Genomic DNA, 15,801 nt, shown 5'->3' with positions numbered 1-15,801 from the left:
TTACACCGATAAATGAAGTCACCAAGCCCGGCAATAGTTTCCAGCGAATTCTAGGGCTCTATCTGATTCGGCCCGTCCCCTGATCGGAGGAGGTGTGGCCTTTTAGCTCCACCAACCGCGCACATCCCGCTGACACCTGCCTCCTTCCTCAGGGCAAAATGCCCCCATGAACTCCCTAGACGGCATCCGCATCCTCGACCTCTCCCGCGTGCTCGCGGGCCCCTGGTGTACCCAGACTTTGGCCGACCTGGGCGCCGACGTCATCAAGATCGAACGGCCCGGCACGGGCGACGACACGCGCACCTGGGGCCCGCCCTTCCTGACAGACGCGCAGGGCCACGAAACGCAGGAAGCTGCGTATTACCTTGGCACCAACCGCAACAAACGTTCGCTGACCTGTGACATTGCCAAGCCCGAAGGCGCGGCGCTGATCCGTGCGCTGGTGGTGCATTGCGATGTCTTTGTCGAGAACTTCAAGGTCGGCGACATGGCGCGTTACGGGCTGGACTACGCCTCGCTCAAAGTCCTCAACCCCAAGCTGGTGTACTGCTCGGTCACCGGCTTCGGCCAGACCGGGCCGTATGCCGAACGTGCGGGCTACGACTACGCCATCCAGGGTATGGGCGGGCTCATGAGTGTGACGGGTGAGCGTGACGACCTGGGTGGCGGGCCGCAGAAGGTGGGCGTGGCGGTGTCGGACCTGATGACCGGCATGTACGCAACGGTGGCGATTCTGGCCGCGCTGCGCCATGCCGAAAAAACCGGCGAGGGCCAGCAGGTGGACATGGCGCTGCTGGACACGCAGGTGGCGATGCTGGCCAACCTGGGCGCCAACTACCTGGTCAGCGGCAAGGTGCCGGGGCGCGCCGGCAATGCGCACCAGAACATCGTGCCCTACCAGGTGTTCGAGGTCGCACCTGCTGCAGATGGAACCAAGGATCACATCATTCTGGCGGTCGGCAATGACAGCCAGTACGCGAAGTTCTGCACGGTGGCCAACATCCCGGAGCTGGCGACCAACCCGCTGTTTGCCAAGAATCGCGACCGCGTGCTCAACCGCGCCCAGCTGGTGCCGATTCTGGAGGCCGTGATGAAAACCCGCAGCAAGGCCGACTGGCTGGCGGCGCTGGAGGCGGCCAAGGTGCCGTGCGGCGCGATCAACAATTTGGCCGAGGTGTTTGATGATCCGCAAGTCGAAGCGCGGCACATGGTCACAGACTGGCTGCACCCGGTAAAAAATCACTTGCGGCTGGTGTCCAGCCCCATGAAACTTAGCGCTACCCCAGTCCGCACCGACCTGCCACCACCCATGCTGGGCCAGCACACCGAGGAAGTCTTGCGCAGTGTGTTGAACTACTCCGACGCGCAACTGTCTGACCTGAAATTGAAAGAGGTGATCTGATGGCGAATTTTGTTCTTGTTCATGGTGCCTGGCACGGCGGCTGGTGCTGGCAACGCGTCACCTTGGCGCTGCAGCAGCAGGGCCACCGCGTGCACGCGGTCACGCTGACCGGCCTGGGTGAGCGCGCGCACTTGCTGGCGCCCAGCATCACGCTGGACACGCACATCGACGACGTGATCAGCGCCATCGAGGTGGAAGAGCTGCACGACGTGATCCTGGCGGTGCACTCCTACGCCGGAATGATTGGCACGGCCGTGGCCGACCGTCTCGGCAAACACCTCAAACACCTGGTGTATGTCGATGCCGTTGTGCCCAAGCCCGGCGAGAGCTGGAGCAGCACGCAGTCGGCGGCGACGCAGCAGCAGCGCCTGTCGGCGGCGCAGGCCTCGACGCGTTTCAGCTTTCCGCCGCCCGACCCCGAAGTCTTCGGCCTGCATGACGCCGACCACGCCTGGGTCAAGCGCCGGCAGACGCCGCACCCCGGCAACACCTACCAGGCACCGCTGGACTTTGATGTGCAGCGAGTGGCCGCGATCCCGCGCACCTTTGTCAACTGCACGCAGCCGGCGCTGGCCACCATCGAGCCGAGCCGCCTGCGCGTGAAAGACCCCAAGTTCTGGGACGGCGCCTGGTTGCCCAACTCGAAGATCGTGGAGCTCAAGACCGGCCACGACCCGATGATCAGCGAGCCCGGCGCGCTGACCCAAATCCTGATCGACTGCGCCGCATGAGTGCCCTGCAGCGCCGCCACTTCACGGCCGCCCTGGCTGGCGGCCTGCTGTTGCCGGGCCTGGTGCTGGCCAAAGACACGGCGCTGCCGGTGCCGGTCTCGCTGCCCGTTGCCGCACAAGCGGCCGCCGCCCAAAAAGAACCGCTGGTGCTGCTGGTCACCCTGACCGGCTGCCCGTATTGCGAGGTGGTTCGCCGCAACTACCTGCTGCCGGCCCGGCGCGACCAAGGCCTGCACGCCTGGCAACTCAACATCACCGACCGCAGCACGCCGCTGGTCGGCTTTGACGGCAAGGCCACCACGGCGGCCGCGCAGATTGCGGCATGGAAGGCCGGCTTCACGCCCACGGTGCTGTTTCTCGGCCCGGCCGGTCAGGAGCTGGCGGAACGGCTGGTCGGCCTGGCCTCGCTCGACTTTTACGGCGCTTACCTGGAAGACCGCCTGACGGCAGCGCGCAAGGCGCTGGCGGACGGCCGCCAGATCGGCCCGCCCATCGCCCTCGGCAAGACAACATGAGCGCTGCCGTGCCTCCCTTTGAAGACCCGGCCGTTGAAGCCGTGTTTATCGCCTGCCCCGTCGCCATCCAGAAGCGGATGCTGGCCTTGCGCGCGATGGTCTTCGAGGTGGCGGCCAGCACCGCTGGTGTGGGCGAACTCCAGGAAACCCTGAAGTGGGGGGAGCCGGCTTACCTGACGGCAGGCTCGAAAAGCGGCAGCACCATCCGGATCGCGCCCAGGAAGGCCAGCAGCACGCAGTACGCGCTGTACTTCAATTGCCAGACCACGCTGGTGGACACCTTCCGGACACTTTTTCCGACGGAGTTCAGTTACGAGGGAAACCGCAGCATCGTGTTCGACACGAACACGAAAGTGCCGGCGCAGGCCCTGAAGTTCTGTATCGCCATGGCGCTGACCTACCACCGCAACAAGGCGGAGGCCAGCGCATGACCGACGCGGAATCCCTGCACGCGGCCATTCACGAAGAGGTGGCCCTGCAGGCCTATGACGCCTCCTGGTCGGACAGGTTTGTGGCCGAGCGGGACCGGCTGCTGGCGCTGTTTCCGCTGATTTTTGTCGACATCGAACACATCGGAAGTACGGCCGTGCCCGGGCTGATGGCCAAACCGATTGTGGATCTGCTGGCGGGCGTCGAAACGATGGCCATGGCCAGGTCGTTGACCGAACCGCTGCGTGAAGCCGGCTACACCACCTCGGCGGAATTCAATGCCACGCTGACTGACCGCCAGTGGTTCATGCGCTGCGCCGACGGACACCGCACACACCACCTGCACATTGTTGTGCAGGGCGGCCCGGTGTGGACCCGGCATTTGCGCTTTCGCGATGCACTGCGCGCCAGCCCCGTGTTTGCGGCGCGTTATGCCGCCCTCAAGGCCGAGCTGGCCGTCCGGCACCCGACCGACCGCGAGGCCTACACCAGCGCCAAGACCGCGTTTGTGAACTCGCTGTCGGGCGACGACTGAGCGGCCGCCAGCTGGCAGGGGCGGAAAAGCCCACGATCACTCCCTTTTTGATAGCTACTTGCGCCCTGCATACAAGGGCTGCAGCCGTTTTTTGATGTTTTCATCCATGCCCCCGCCTCGCCGTGGCCCACGCCGCGGCAGCACACGGCCGGTGTCCGCCACCGACGCTCTCGCGGAATGCCTCGCGCCCGATTCGTGACAAGGACGCAACATCTCAACGCAAAGAATTTTCCGCTTGCGCGCGTCAAGGCGCCTCTCGTCAAACAGGCATGGCGCTAGCCCGTTTTCACCAAGCAGGGCCCTTTCAGGTGATGAACGCGTCATTAAGCATTACTTGCCGACATGACCCGTCCATAAATTGAGCGGCGGCTTGAACAAGCCACGCCGCGTGATTGGTTTTTTCCTGTCGAATGGAATGTAAGCGGTTGTTTGAAAAGTCCTTTTTTCGTGCAAACTGGCCTCACGGGCAGTGCTGACTGCTCGACGCAGCGGACCCGGTCCCTGCGTTTTATCCAACATCTATAAGGGAGATTGACATGAGATTCCGCAAGTACGGGGTGCTGCTTTCGGGCGCCGCATTGATCCTGGGTCCAGTGGCCGCGCAGACCGACAGCAACAGTGCCACGGCACGCGCGAAAGCCGCGGCCAAGGCGGCTGCTGCCCCGGTGTCCGCGTACAGCGGCCCGCGCGAAAAAATGGTGGTGGCCATGCCCAAGACCTACGGCAAAAGCGAAACCATGGCCTTGTGGGGCGACTACTTCAGCCACCTGTCACGCTGCGGCAACATCGACCTGCAAAACGCCCAGGGCGAATCGCTGGACAAGACCACTAACGTCGACATCCTCGGCGAGAAGGAGCTGATCGACAGCATCTCGACCGGCAAGGCCCAGCTGGCGCAGGTCAACCCGGGGCTGGCCGCACAGCTGGTGACCGCAGGGCAGCCCGCGCCGTTTGGTGTGCCCGGCAACAAGGCCAGCGGCGTGCGCAACTCCTACAAACTGATCCTGATCACCCGCATCGACAGCCCTTACCAGGTTCCCAAGGACCTGGCCGGCAAGAAAATCGCCCACACCACGCCCACCTCGAACTCCGGCAACCTGGCGCCGCGTGCGCTGTTTCCGGCACTGGGCCTGACGCCCGACAAGGACTACGAAGTCGTGTTTTCGAACGGGCACGAGCGCTCCGTCACCGGCGTGATGCACGGGTTTTACCCGGGTGCGGCCGTCGCCAGCGATTTGTACCAGCGCATGATCGTCAAGGGCGATGTGCGAGCCTCCAGCATTCGCACGCTGTGGGAAAGCCCGCCCTTCATGACGGAGACCTGGACCATGGGCAAAGACGTGTCGCCGGAACTGCAGGCGCGGGTCAAGAAATGCTCTTACAGCTACAGCTTCTCGCCCAACCTGCGCAAGCAGCTGCCGGGCAATGACACCTTCCTGCCGATCAACTTCGACCGCGACTTTGCGACGGTGATGGAGGTCTATCGCAAGACACAGCTGGCACAGGCCGCGAAGAAGTAGGCCCCCACGCGCCCCACTGTGTGTGGGGCGCTGCGCCTGCGGGCGGGCAAAGCCCGACCTGCGGTCCCGGCTTGGTTGAAGAGTTCTGTGGGCGTGCGCGGTGGGGATGTTTTTCACCAGCGGGGGCCATCCAGCTCTGCCGGGCGCGAGGCGCCGCCCCCTCGAGGGGGGAACAGGCTACACGCAGTGAGCCTGGACGGGGGTGGGCTTACTTCATCGCCCCAAACACCTTCTTCAGGATCGCGCTGCCGGTACCCACCGGGTCCTGGCGGATCTTCTTTTCTTCTTCGCCGATGATCAGGTAGAGCCCGTCCAGCGTCTTGCCGGTGACGTACTGCTGGATGTTGGCGTCTTCCTTTTTGACCAGGCCAAAACCGGCGGCCTTGCCGGCGAACTCGTTGTATTTGTTGGCCAACCCCACTTTGGCCGTGGCCTGGGTGACCACCGGCAAGAACTTCACCCCCAGCGGGGCGCGGGTTTTCTCGGCAAAGAAGTTTGTGACCGAGGTCTCGCCGCCGGCCAGGATGTTCTTGGCGTCGGTGACATTCATGGAGCGCACTGCGCTCACCAGCAGGTCCTTGCCCATGGGCACGGCGGCTTCGGCGGCGCGGTTGATGGCGGTCACCAGCTCATCGATGCGTTTGCCCTGCCCGAAATTGCGGAGCAGTTTGGACGCATCTTCAAGGTAACCCGGCAAGGGAATGCGAACTTTCGGGTTGCCGAGGAATCCATCTGTCTTGCCAAGCAGGGCCACGGCCGCCAAGGCGCCTTTTTCGAGGGCGGCTTTCAGGCCGGTGGTTGCTTCTGTATTGCTCAGGTCGCCCAGCGAGAGGGCCTGCGCCTGCTGGTAGGTGGTCAGGACCAGCATGCCCAGTGCGCTGAGACCGGCCTGGTTAAAATTGCGACGTTGCATGATGAGATCCTTCCCTATGAGTTCAGTTTCAAGCGCAGTATGCCGCATCGCCCTCGCCTCGGCGCTGGTGCTGGGGACCCTTGCCGGCCTGGCCGGCTGTGGCGGCGCGCAGCTGGCCCCCGAGTCGACCTTTGTGCTGCTCGACGGCAGCAAGAAGACGACGGCGGACCTCAAGGGCAAGGTCACCCTGGTCAACTTCTGGGCCACCAGCTGCGTGACCTGCGTGGCCGAGATGCCCCAGATCATCTCCACCTACAACAAGTACCAGGGCCAGGGGTATGACACGCTGGCCGTGGCCATGAGTTACGACCCGCCGAGTTACGTCGTCAACTACGCCGAAACACGCAAGCTGCCGTTCAAGGTGGCCATCGACAACACTGGCGCAGTGGCCAAGGCCTGGGGCGACGTGCAGCTCACCCCGACGACCTACGTGGTCAACAAGCGCGGCGAAATCGTCAAGCAGTACGTCGGCGAGCCGGACTTTGCGGCCCTGCACCGGCTGATCGAGAAGCTGCTGGCCGAGACCTGAACGCTGGCGTGGCCCTCGACACGAGACCATCAGCCGCCCTGCGCTTCGCCGGGTTGATGGCTCTGAGCCTGACGGGCCCGCTGATGCTGCCAGGTGCGGCCTCGGCCAGCTCTCAACTGGCGCTGGACAAGGGGTGCTACAAATGTCATGGCAACCCGCCCAAAAAGAACGCCCCGACTTTCGCAGAGCTGACCGAGCGTTACGCCAGGCTTCGCAACAACGCTGGCGCGGAGAACGCTCTGGTCGAGAAGCTGCGCCAGGGCACCTTCTTCGGCCACATCGATGCCCACGAGCGCCTGAGTCAGGAAGACGCGCAGCAACTGATACGCTGGATCATGGAGGGTGGGCGCTGAGGCGGCCAGGAGCAACCCCGGTCCACGCGTGAGGCGGTGGGTCCAAGCGGCCTCCATACGGGCCTCCGCTCAAATGAAAAGGCCAGCCTCTTTAACGAGGCTGGCCTTTCTTCTGGCCGGTCAGGCCGCAGGGGCTGATCCAGCATCACGCTGGCCTGCAGGCCGTGCAATTACTTGTTGCGGAACGCGTCGTGACAAGCCTTGCAGGTATCGGCAGTCGCGGCAAAGGCCGTTTTCAGGCTGTCCAGGCTGCCGGTCTTGCTGGCGGCGGCAAGCTTGGTGGTTTCCACCTGCAGCTTGTCGCTGTGCTCCTTGAACTTGGCCTGCTCGGTCCAGATTTCAGGCTTGGCCTTGGTGTTGCCACCCTTGTCCGTGCCCGCGCCAAAGCCGGCCCAAGGGAGCTTGGCCATGGCAGCCACGATCTCGCCATTGTCCGCAGCGACTTTGGCGTCGAACGGAACGCGGCCGTTGGCCATGGCGCCCAGGCGGCCGAAATGTGTGCCCATCACGGACAAGGCACTCTGGCGGTACTTGATGGCGTCTTCAGGTTTGGCGAACTGGGCGGAGGCCGGTGCGGCCAGGGCGAGCAGCGTGGCTGCAGCTGCAATACAGGCGAAAGCTTTCATTTATTTTTCCTCGTGGTTTTTGAGATGTTCTGGCGATGGGGCAGTGCTTCCCGATAGACTGCCAGTCGAAGGAGCTATTTCCCGGATGTAAAGTTCCACTGGAACCAAAGGACTAGGGTAAGCACCAAGGAAAAGCGGCCGGGCGCTGAACCCGACGCATGAAACATACCATGGCTGCATGACGGCCCAACCAGCAGACACAACAAGAGGGGTCACGCATGAACCAGCACATCCACAAAATCCGCGTCTGGGACCTGCCCACACGGCTTTTTCACTGGGCGCTGGTCGCCGCGGTGATCGGGCTGGCGATCACCGGCACCCTGGGCGGCAACGCCATGGTCTGGCACTTCCGCTTCGGTTATTCGGTGCTGACGCTGCTGCTGTTTCGCATCGTCTGGGGGCTGGTGGGCGGACGCTGGTCGCGTTTTGGGGCCTTCATTTATTCGCCGGCCAGCGTGATCAACTACCTCAAGGGAAAAGGCAAGCCCGAACACGGCATCGGGCACAGCCCCATCGGCGCCGGGTCGGTGTTTGCCATGTTGGGCTTCCTGCTGGCGCAGGTCGGCACCGGCTTGCTCAGCGATGACGAAATCGCCTTCTCGGGTCCGCTGACGCGGTTTGTCTCCAACGCTACCGTCGGCTTGGCGACCAACTACCACAAGAACATCGGTAAGTGGATTCTGCTGGCGCTGGTGGTGCTGCACATCGCGGCCATCGCGCTCTACCTGTGGCGCAAACACAATCTGGTGGGTGCCATGCTGCACGGCGACAAGGAGCTGGTGACGGCTGCACCCGCTTCGCGGGATGACATGGCCTCGCGGCTGCTGGCCCTGGGCGTGCTGCTCGTTTGCGCGGCCGGCGTTTACTGGATCAGCAGCCTGGGCACGCCCGCGTTCTGACACCGCCTGTAACGCAGACCCGGGCAAGTCCCGGGCGGGGCGCCGGCAAATCCCGATACACTGGGTTCGACTTCACCGCGCCATGTCTGCTTCTTCTCCCACCATCGAGTTCATCACCCCGGCCACGCCGGAACAGCTGGCCGCCACACGCCTGATTTTCCAGGAGTACGCCCACCAGCTGGGCGTTGACCTCTGCTTCCAGAACTTCGAGGCCGAGCTGGCCGGGCTGCCGGGCGACTATGCGCCACCCCAGGGCTGCCTGCTGCTGGCCCTGGTGGACGGCGAGATCGCCGGCTGCTGCGCAATGCGCCCTCTGGAGACGGTGGACTACGCCAACGCCTGTGAGATGAAGCGCCTGTATGTGCGCCCCGCCTTTCGCGGCTTCGGGCTGGGACGGCAACTCGCCGAAGCGGTGCTGGATGCTGCGCGTATCGCGGGTTACCACAGCCTCCTGCTCGACACCCTCAACGACATGGAGGCGGCCCGGGCGCTGTACGAGGATCTGGGTTTCAAGGACATCCCGCCCTACTACCATAACCCGATAGCGGGCGCTCACTATCTGAAGGTGGATTTGCAATGACATCAGGTTCCAGCCCTTATTCAGCGGGCGCAAGTAGCTCCTTTTTTCATAGCATTTGAGCGCTGGCTTCATGCGTTGGCAGCCACAAAAAAAGCCGCAGGTCCTGCGATCTGCGGCTTGTTTGCGAGAGCAGTCCGGCGTGCCCGGACCGGGACTCAGCTCTTGGCTTGTGCCAGCAGGGTGCCAGCGTCGCTGACTTCAAACTTGCCGGGGCCTTCCACGTTCAATGCAGCCACCTTGCCGTCCTTGACCAGCATCGAATAGCGGTTGCTGCGCAGGCCCATGCCGCGCGCGGTCAGGTCCAGGGTCAGGCCGGTGGCCTTGGCGAAGTCAGCGCTGCCGTCGGCCAGCATGCGGACCTTGGTCCCGGTCTTCTGGTCGCGCGCCCAGGCGCCCATCACGAAAGCGTCGTTGACACTCACGCACCAGATCTCATCGACACCGGCGGCCTTGAGTTCGTCGTATTTCTCGACATACCCAGGCACGTGTTTGGCGGAGCAGGTCGGCGTGTACGCGCCCGGCAGGCCAAACAGCGCAATGGTTTTGCCAGCCGCTGCCTTGCTCACGTCAACAGGGTTGGGGCCGATGCTGCAGCCATTGCCTTCGACTTCCGAATATTCCATCAGCGTGGCCGCGGGAAGGGTGTCGCCTACTTTGATCATGGTGTCTCCTTGTGGATGAGGGGTGTGAAAACGGTCATCCGCCATTTTCAACGATTCCGGCCGGGGCGTTCAACGGCCGGTGAAAGCCCCGCCGCTCATTGCGGGCGCCCACATGAGGGCGGCTGAGAGCGGAAACAAAAAAGGCCCACATCGTGGGCCTTTTTAATGACTTGCGGTCAACCCCGGAGGGCTTAGACCACAGCAGCTTTTTCCAGCAACTTGGTCACAACCCAGTTTTTGGTCTTGGAAATCGGGCGGCTTTCGGTGATCTCGATCAGGTCACCCGTCTTGTACTCGCCCTTTTCGTCATGGGCGTGGTACTTGCTCGACAGGGACACGATCTTGCCGTACAGCTCGTGCTTCACACGACGCTCGACCAGCACCGTCACCGTTTTCGCGCGCTTGTCGCTGACCACACGGCCAACCAGGGTGCGCTTGAGGGATTTTTTAGCTTCCGTCATTATTTCGCTCCTTGCTTGACGATGGTCTCGGCCAGGATGGTTTTGGCACGAGCGATGTCACGGCGCGCAGAACGCAGCGTGGCGGTGTTGGTGAGTTGCTGCGTGGCTTTTTGCATGCGCAGGCCAAAGTGGGCTTTTTGCAGCTCTTTGACTTCGGTTTGCAGGCCGGCAACGTCTTTTTTGCGCAGTTCAGTAGATTTGGTCATGGTCATTTCCCTTACTGGCCAATCATGCGGCTGACGAAGGTGGTGCGCAGCGGCAGCTTGGCAGATGCCAGGCGGAACGCTTCGCGGGCCAGCTCTTCAGGCACACCGACGATTTCAAAAACGATCTTGCCGGGCTGGATTTCAGCCACGTAGTACTCGGGATTGCCTTTACCGTTACCCATACGCACTTCAGCAGGCTTTTGGGAAATCGGCTTGTCCGGGAAGACACGGATCCAGATACGGCCGCCACGTTTGACGTGACGGGAAATCGCACGACGTGCGGCTTCGATTTGACGAGCAGTGAGGCGACCGCGGTCGGTACACTTCAGACCAAAATCACCGAATGCCACCGAGTTGCCTCGGGTGGCGATGCCGGTGTTGCGGCCTTTTTGCTCTTTGCGATATTTTCTGCGAGCGGGTTGCAGCATTTGTATTCTCCGTAGTTAGACCGATTACTCGGTCTTGGCACCGTCAGCTGCTGCAGCTGGCGCGGCTTTGCGGACGCGCTTAACGGTGGTTTTCGGGGCGTCGCTACCAGGGGTAGCTTCAGCCGGTTTGTCGCTGCCATCTGCAGGGGCCGTATTCACACCACCGACAGGACCGCGCGCTGGGCGTGCGGCTCCACGGGGTGCGGACGGACGGTCCGTACGATCGCCAGGACGTGCATCGCGGCGCGGGCCGCGTGGCTTGCGCTCTTCATCCGAAGGTGCGGCATCCAGACGGGCGCCCGGCGAGTCGCCGCGGCCCAGGGTGTCGCCCTTGTAGACCCAGACCTTGACGCCGATCACACCATAGGTGGTCTTGGCTTCAGAGGTGCCGTAGTCGATGTCGGCGCGCAGGGTGTGAAGGGGCACGCGACCTTCGCGGTACCACTCGCAACGAGCGATTTCAATGCCGTTCAGGCGGCCAGACGACATGATCTTGATGCCCAGGGCACCCAGACGCATGGCGTTTTGCATGGCGCGCTTCATCGCACGGCGGAACATGATGCGTTTCTCAAGCTGCTGGGTGATGCTGTCTGCGATCAGCTTGGCATCAATTTCAGGCTTGCGAACTTCTTCGATGTTCACGGCGACCGGCACGCCAAGCTGACGGCTCAGTTCTTTCTTGAGGTTCTCGATGTCCTCGCCTTTTTTGCCGATCACAACGCCCGGACGAGCCGAGTAAATCGTGATGCGGGCGTTCTTAGCGGGGCGCTCGATGAGAACGCGCGACACCGCGGCGTTCTTCAGCTTGGCTTTCAGGTACTCGCGAACCTTGATGTCTTCGGCCAGCATGCCGGCGAAGTCTTTGTTGCTCGCGTACCAGCGGCTGGACCAGTTACGGCTGATGGCAAGGCGGAACCCGGTTGGGTTGATTTTTTGTCCCATATCCTGTCTGCCTTCTTAATTGCCAACCACAACGTACACATGGCACGTGGGCTTGCTGATACGGTTGCCGCGGCCCTTGGCGCGCGCCGAGAAACGCTTGAGCGTGGTGCCTTGTTCGACGTAGATGGTTTTCACCTTCAGTTCGTCGATGTCGGCGCCATCGTTGTGTTCAGCGTTGGCGATAGCCGACTCGACCACCTTCTTGATGATTCCGGCAGCTTTTTTCTGCGTGAAGTTCAAGATGTTGAGCGCCTGATCCACTTTTTTGCCGCGAATCAGGTCAGCGACCAGACGGCCCTTGTCGACCGACAGACGAACGCCCCGGAGGGTTGCACGTGTTTCCATGGTCTTTCCTTACTTTCTCACAACTTTTTTGTCAGCCGGATGACCTTTGAAAGTCCGGGTGAGTGCGAACTCGCCCAGCTTGTGGCCAACCATTTGATCGGTGATGTAGACAGGGACGTGCTGCTTGCCGTTGTGCACGGCGATGGTCAGGCCGATGAACTCGGGCAGGATCATGGAGCGGCGCGACCAGGTCTTGATCGGCTTTTTGTCTTTGTTGGTAACGGCTTTATCAGCCTTGGCTACCAGGTGCTGGTCGACAAAGGGACCTTTTTTGAGTGAACGTGTCATTTCCTGGCCTTACTTCTTGCGACGCGAAACAATCATCACTTGCGTGCGCTTGTTGTTGCGGGTGCGGTAGCCTTTGGTCAGGTTACCCCATGGATCGACAGGATGGCGACCTTCGCCGGTCTTGCCTTCACCACCACCGTGCGGGTGGTCGACCGGGTTCATCACCACACCGCGAACGGTCGGGCGGATACCCATCCAGCGCTTGACACCGGCCTTGCCCAGACGGCGCAGGCTGTGCTCTTCGTTGGCGACCTCGCCAATCGTGGCGCGGCATTCAACGTGGATCTTGCGCACTTCGCCGGAGCGCATGCGCACCTGGGCGTAGATGCCTTCACGAGCCAGCAGCGTCGCCGATGTACCGGCGGAACGTGCAATCTGCGCGCCCTTGCCAATTTGCATCTCGATGCAGTGAATCGTCGAGCCCACCGGAATGTTGCGGATCGGCAGGGTGTTGCCGACACGGATCGGAGCCTCGGCACCGCTGACCAGCGTCGCACCAACTTCAAGGCCGCGAGGGGCAATGATGTAGGCACGCTCGCCGTCGGCGTAGCAGATCAGCGCAATGTGGGCCGTGCGGTTGGGGTCGTACTCGATACGTTCGACCTTGGCCGGAATGGCGTCCTTGTTGCGCTTGAAGTCCACCACACGGTAGTGGTGCTTGTGACCGCCGCCTTTGTGGCGTGTCGTGATGTGCCCGTTGTTGTTACGGCCGGCTTTCTGGAATTGTGGCTCCAGCAGCGGCGCGTAAGGCTCACCCTTGTGCAGGTGATCCCGGGAAATCTTCACCATCCCGCGCATGCCGGGGGAGGTGGGTTTCATTTTAATGACAGCCATGATTACGCAGCCTCCCCACCGATGTTCAGCTCTTGACCGGGCTTCAGCGTCACATAGGCTTTACGGATGTTGTCCCGACGGCCAGTGGATTTGCCAAAACGCTTGGTCTTGCCTTTTTGGTTGAGTACAGAAACGGCCTTGACATCCACCTTGAACATCAATTCCACAGCGGCCTTGATTTCGGGTTTGGTGGCGTCCTGCAGGACCTTGAACAGCACGGCGTTGGATTTGTCCGCGACCATGGTTGCCTTTTCAGACACGATGGGGGCGACCAGCACCTGCATCAGGCGGCCTTCGTCAAATTTTGGTTTGGTGTTCACGGCGCTCATGCAAACATCTCCTTGAGTTTGTCCATGGCGGCCTTGGTGACCAGAACCTTTTTGTAGTGAACCAGCGACAGCGGATCCGCGTAGCGGGGTTCGACCACAAGAATGTTCACCAGATTGCGTGAAGCCAGGTACAGGTTTTCATCAACCTCGTCAGCGATGACCAGCACCGACTTGAGGTTCATGGCCTTGAATTTGTCGGCCAGGACTTTCGTCTTTGGCGAATCCACGGTCAATGAGTCCACCACAGCCAGGCGGCCTTCACGTGCCAACTGGGAGAAGATCGAAGCCATGCCGGCGCGATACATCTTCTTGTTGATTTTCTGCGTGAAGTTTTCGTCAGGCATGTTCGGGAAAATGCGACCGCCTCCGCGCCACAGCGGGGAAGAAGTCATACCGGCGCGAGCGCGGCCAGTACCCTTTTGCTTGAACGGCTTTTTCGTCGAGTGCTTGACCTGCTCACGGTCTTTCTGGGCACGCGTTCCCTGGCGGGCGTTGGCCTGGAAGGCCACGACCACCTGGTGAATCAGGCTTTCGTTGTATTCGCGACCAAAAACGGTATCAGGCACGTCCACTTTGGACGAAGCCAGACCCTGGTCATTCAGGAGTTCGACCTGCATCAGTTCGCTCCTTTGGCAGCAGTTGGTTTGGCCTTGATGGCGGCGCGAACCGTCACAAAACCACCTTTGGAACCAGGCACAGCGCCACGGATCATCAGCAGTTGACGGGCTTCGTCAATGCGCACGATGTCGAGGTTTTGCGTGGTCTTGGTGACGTCACCGAGGTGGCCCGTCATGCGTTTACCGGGAAACACGCGACCGGGATCCTGCGCCATACCGATGGAGCCGGGAACGTTGTGCGAACGGCTGTTACCGTGCGACGCGCGCTGCGAGCTCATCTTGTGACGCTTGATGGTACCGGCAAAGCCTTTACCAATGGAAGTACCCTGCACGTCCACCTTTTGGCCGACTGCAAACACGTCAGCAGCGGGCACAACAGTACCAGCGGCATATTTGCCTGCGACGTCAGCCGTCACGCGGAATTCTTTCAGGATTTCACCGGCTTCAACGCCTGCTTTCGCAAGGTGGCCAGCGGCCGGCTTGGTGATACGCGACGCTTTGCGCGCACCAAATGCCACTTGCAGGGCATCGTAGCCGTCGTTTGCTTGGGTTTTCACCTGGGTCACACGGTTGTTAGACACATCTACCACTGTGACAGGAACGGTATCCCCATCATCAGTGAACAGACGCATCATGCCCACCTTGCGGCCCAGCAACCCGAGGGAGTTGCTCAGACTCATGCTTTTTTCTCCGTAACTTCCACCGCTGCGACTTCAATTGGCCGCAGACGTTTTGATGTGAAAGACTGTTAATAAAACCGCCCCAGCCATGCACAGCATGTTCAGGACAGCCCAAGAGTATAGCGCAGACTGCCCGCGATGGCAAATCTGCGCTGAAACCTCGTTTTTTTGGGGCTCCGGCTTTCGCCGCAACCCCGCTTCTTGCTTACTGCAGCTTGATTTCGACGTCCACACCGGCGGGCAGGTCGAGCTTCATCAACGCGTCAACGGTTTTGTCCGTCGGGTCAACGATGTCCATCAGGCGCTGGTGCGTGCGGATTTCCAGCTGGTCGCGACTCGTCTTGTTGACGTGGGGCGAACGCAGGATGTCAAAACGCTTCATGCGGGTCGGCAGGGGCACGGGGCCCTTGACGATCGCGCCGGTGCGCTTGGCAGTATCCACAATCTCGGCGGCCGACTGGTCGATCAGTTTGTAGTCAAACGCCTTCAGGCGGATGCGGATTTTTTGCTTGGTAGCCATGGTAATTCCTTAAGTATGGAGCGAATTACGCAATGATCTTGGCCACGACACCGGCGCCGACGGTTTTGCCGCCCTCGCGGATGGCGAAACGCAGACCTTCTTCCATGGCGATCGGGTTGATCAGCTTGACGGTGATCGACACGTTGTCGCCTGGCATGACCATTTCCTTGCCTTCTGGCAACTCGATCGCACCGGTCACGTCCGTCGTGCGGAAGTAGAACTGGGGACGGTAGTTGTTGAAGAAAGGGGTATGGCGGCCGCCCTCGTCCTTGGACAAGACATAGATCTCGCCAGTGAAGTGGGTGTGGGGCTTGATCGAACCGGGCTTGCACAGCACCTGGCCGCGCTGGACGTCTTCACGCTTGGTGCCGCGCAGCAGGATACCGACGTTGTCGCCGGCCTGACCCTGGTCAAGCAGCTTGCGGAACATTTCCACGCCGGTGCAGATGGTTTTCTG

General features: G+C 61.6%; 25 protein-coding genes. 10 read left to right on the top strand and 15 right to left on the bottom strand.

The genetic code is table 11. The annotated features are described in order from the left end of the window. Positions 1 to 166: 166 nt before the first annotated feature. The 6 genes from AAG813_RS07835 to AAG813_RS07810 all read left to right on the top strand — a co-directional run bounded on the left by AAG813_RS07835 (position 167) and on the right by AAG813_RS07810 (position 5,132). Positions 167 to 1,402 carry a CaiB/BaiF CoA-transferase family protein gene (locus AAG813_RS07835; protein WP_341913616.1) on the top strand — a complete coding sequence of 412 codons (1,236 nt, stop codon included), beginning with the start codon at positions 167 to 169 and terminating at the stop codon, positions 1,400 to 1,402. After that, complete coding sequence (locus tag AAG813_RS07830; protein WP_341913614.1) at positions 1,402 to 2,133, top strand: alpha/beta hydrolase family protein; 732 nt, start codon at positions 1,402 to 1,404, stop codon at positions 2,131 to 2,133. The genes AAG813_RS07835 and AAG813_RS07830 overlap by 1 nt, the downstream gene beginning before the upstream one ends. Further along, complete coding sequence (locus AAG813_RS07825) at positions 2,130 to 2,648, top strand: hypothetical protein (RefSeq protein ID WP_341913612.1); 519 nt, start codon at positions 2,130 to 2,132, stop codon at positions 2,646 to 2,648. Before AAG813_RS07830 ends, AAG813_RS07825 begins: the two co-directional genes overlap by 4 nt. Beyond that, positions 2,645 to 3,079 carry a DUF1801 domain-containing protein gene (locus AAG813_RS07820; protein WP_341913610.1) on the top strand — a complete coding sequence of 145 codons (435 nt, stop codon included), beginning with the start codon at positions 2,645 to 2,647 and terminating at the stop codon, positions 3,077 to 3,079. Before AAG813_RS07825 ends, AAG813_RS07820 begins: the two co-directional genes overlap by 4 nt. After that, positions 3,076 to 3,612, top strand: coding sequence for a GrpB family protein (locus AAG813_RS07815; RefSeq protein ID WP_341913608.1), 537 nt, complete (start codon positions 3,076 to 3,078; stop codon positions 3,610 to 3,612). Before AAG813_RS07820 ends, AAG813_RS07815 begins: the two co-directional genes overlap by 4 nt. 536 nt (positions 3,613 to 4,148) lie before the next feature. Further along, a complete protein-coding gene (locus tag AAG813_RS07810) occupies positions 4,149 to 5,132 on the top strand; it encodes a PhnD/SsuA/transferrin family substrate-binding protein (RefSeq protein ID WP_341913605.1) in 984 nt (327 codons plus the stop codon). A 208-nt stretch (positions 5,133 to 5,340) separates the two neighbouring features. On the opposite strand, the gene AAG813_RS07805 is transcribed toward AAG813_RS07810, so the two are convergent. Then, positions 5,341 to 6,045, bottom strand: coding sequence for a DUF4197 domain-containing protein (locus AAG813_RS07805; RefSeq protein WP_341913603.1), 705 nt, complete (start codon positions 6,043 to 6,045; stop codon positions 5,341 to 5,343). A 16-nt stretch (positions 6,046 to 6,061) separates the two neighbouring features. Between AAG813_RS07805 and AAG813_RS07800 the strand changes: the two genes are divergently transcribed. Next, positions 6,062 to 6,574, top strand: coding sequence for a TlpA disulfide reductase family protein (locus AAG813_RS07800; protein WP_341913601.1), 513 nt, complete (start codon positions 6,062 to 6,064; stop codon positions 6,572 to 6,574). An 8-nt stretch (positions 6,575 to 6,582) separates the two neighbouring features. Then, positions 6,583 to 6,927 (top strand): c-type cytochrome, encoded by a 345-nt coding sequence (locus AAG813_RS07795; RefSeq protein WP_341913599.1) that lies wholly within the window; start codon positions 6,583 to 6,585, stop codon positions 6,925 to 6,927. A 170-nt stretch (positions 6,928 to 7,097) separates the two neighbouring features. Here the strand turns inward: AAG813_RS07795 and AAG813_RS07790 are convergent, their stop codons facing one another. Further along, positions 7,098 to 7,553, bottom strand: coding sequence for a cytochrome c (locus tag AAG813_RS07790; protein ID WP_341913597.1), 456 nt, complete (start codon positions 7,551 to 7,553; stop codon positions 7,098 to 7,100). A gap of 218 nt (positions 7,554 to 7,771) precedes the next feature. On the opposite strand from AAG813_RS07790, the gene AAG813_RS07785 reads away from it, so the two are divergent. Both AAG813_RS07785 and AAG813_RS07780 read left to right on the top strand, forming a co-directional pair. Beyond that, on the top strand, positions 7,772 to 8,452 hold the full coding sequence (locus AAG813_RS07785; protein WP_341913595.1) for a cytochrome b/b6 domain-containing protein: 681 nt from the start codon (positions 7,772 to 7,774) through the stop codon (positions 8,450 to 8,452). Positions 8,453 to 8,534: 82 nt separating this feature from the next. Then, positions 8,535 to 9,032, top strand: coding sequence for a GNAT family N-acetyltransferase (locus tag AAG813_RS07780; RefSeq protein ID WP_341913593.1), 498 nt, complete (start codon positions 8,535 to 8,537; stop codon positions 9,030 to 9,032). A gap of 155 nt (positions 9,033 to 9,187) precedes the next feature. Here AAG813_RS07780 and AAG813_RS07775 read toward each other — a convergent pair whose 3' ends face one another. The 13 genes from AAG813_RS07775 to AAG813_RS07715 all read right to left on the bottom strand — a co-directional run. After that, the gene (locus AAG813_RS07775) at positions 9,188 to 9,694 is read right to left on the bottom strand and encodes a peroxiredoxin (RefSeq protein ID WP_341913592.1); all 507 of its coding nucleotides are present in this window, start codon (positions 9,692 to 9,694) and stop codon (positions 9,188 to 9,190) included. Positions 9,695 to 9,885: 191 nt separating this feature from the next. Next, positions 9,886 to 10,155: a 30S ribosomal protein S17 gene (gene rpsQ / locus AAG813_RS07770; RefSeq protein ID WP_096671113.1), complete on the bottom strand. Its 270-nt coding sequence runs from the start codon at positions 10,153 to 10,155 to the stop codon at positions 9,886 to 9,888. Continuing rightward, on the bottom strand, positions 10,155 to 10,361 hold the full coding sequence (gene rpmC / locus AAG813_RS07765) for a 50S ribosomal protein L29 (RefSeq protein WP_096671169.1): 207 nt from the start codon (positions 10,359 to 10,361) through the stop codon (positions 10,155 to 10,157). The genes rpsQ and rpmC overlap by 1 nt, the downstream gene beginning before the upstream one ends. A gap of 11 nt (positions 10,362 to 10,372) precedes the next feature. Then, entirely contained in the window at positions 10,373 to 10,789 is a 417-nt protein-coding gene (gene rplP / locus AAG813_RS07760; protein ID WP_077593716.1) for a 50S ribosomal protein L16, read from the bottom strand. Positions 10,790 to 10,813: 24 nt separating this feature from the next. After that, the gene (rpsC, locus tag AAG813_RS07755) at positions 10,814 to 11,731 is read right to left on the bottom strand and encodes a 30S ribosomal protein S3 (protein WP_096671111.1); all 918 of its coding nucleotides are present in this window, start codon (positions 11,729 to 11,731) and stop codon (positions 10,814 to 10,816) included. Positions 11,732 to 11,746: 15 nt separating this feature from the next. Next, a complete protein-coding gene (gene rplV, locus AAG813_RS07750; protein ID WP_077593714.1) occupies positions 11,747 to 12,076 on the bottom strand; it encodes a 50S ribosomal protein L22 in 330 nt (109 codons plus the stop codon). Between the two features lie 9 nt (positions 12,077 to 12,085). Further along, entirely contained in the window at positions 12,086 to 12,364 is a 279-nt protein-coding gene (gene rpsS / locus AAG813_RS07745) for a 30S ribosomal protein S19 (RefSeq protein ID WP_077593713.1), read from the bottom strand. Positions 12,365 to 12,373: 9 nt separating this feature from the next. Beyond that, entirely contained in the window at positions 12,374 to 13,198 is an 825-nt protein-coding gene (gene rplB / locus AAG813_RS07740) for a 50S ribosomal protein L2 (RefSeq protein WP_077593712.1), read from the bottom strand. A gap of 2 nt (positions 13,199 to 13,200) precedes the next feature. Then, positions 13,201 to 13,527, bottom strand: a complete 327-nt coding sequence (gene rplW, locus AAG813_RS07735) for a 50S ribosomal protein L23 (RefSeq protein ID WP_077593711.1) — start codon at positions 13,525 to 13,527, stop codon at positions 13,201 to 13,203. Beyond that, a complete protein-coding gene (rplD, locus tag AAG813_RS07730) occupies positions 13,524 to 14,144 on the bottom strand; it encodes a 50S ribosomal protein L4 (protein WP_077593710.1) in 621 nt (206 codons plus the stop codon). The genes rplW and rplD overlap by 4 nt, the downstream gene beginning before the upstream one ends. Further along, entirely contained in the window at positions 14,144 to 14,824 is a 681-nt protein-coding gene (gene rplC, locus AAG813_RS07725) for a 50S ribosomal protein L3 (protein ID WP_096671107.1), read from the bottom strand. The genes rplD and rplC overlap by 1 nt, the downstream gene beginning before the upstream one ends. Before the next feature lie 205 nt (positions 14,825 to 15,029). Continuing rightward, positions 15,030 to 15,344 carry a 30S ribosomal protein S10 gene (rpsJ, locus tag AAG813_RS07720; protein WP_007838118.1) on the bottom strand — a complete coding sequence of 105 codons (315 nt, stop codon included), beginning with the start codon at positions 15,342 to 15,344 and terminating at the stop codon, positions 15,030 to 15,032. A gap of 25 nt (positions 15,345 to 15,369) precedes the next feature. After that, positions 15,370 to 15,801: EF-Tu/IF-2/RF-3 family GTPase (locus AAG813_RS07715; protein ID WP_341913576.1), on the bottom strand; the 432-nt coding region annotated here is incomplete at its 5' end.

It is taken from the genome of Polaromonas sp. YR568, from assembly GCF_943371715.1.
Lineage (GTDB): Bacteria > Pseudomonadota > Gammaproteobacteria > Burkholderiales > Burkholderiaceae_C > Polaromonas.
The sequence above is the reverse complement of the archived record's forward strand: the minus strand, read 5'-3'. Positions and strand labels throughout refer to the sequence as shown.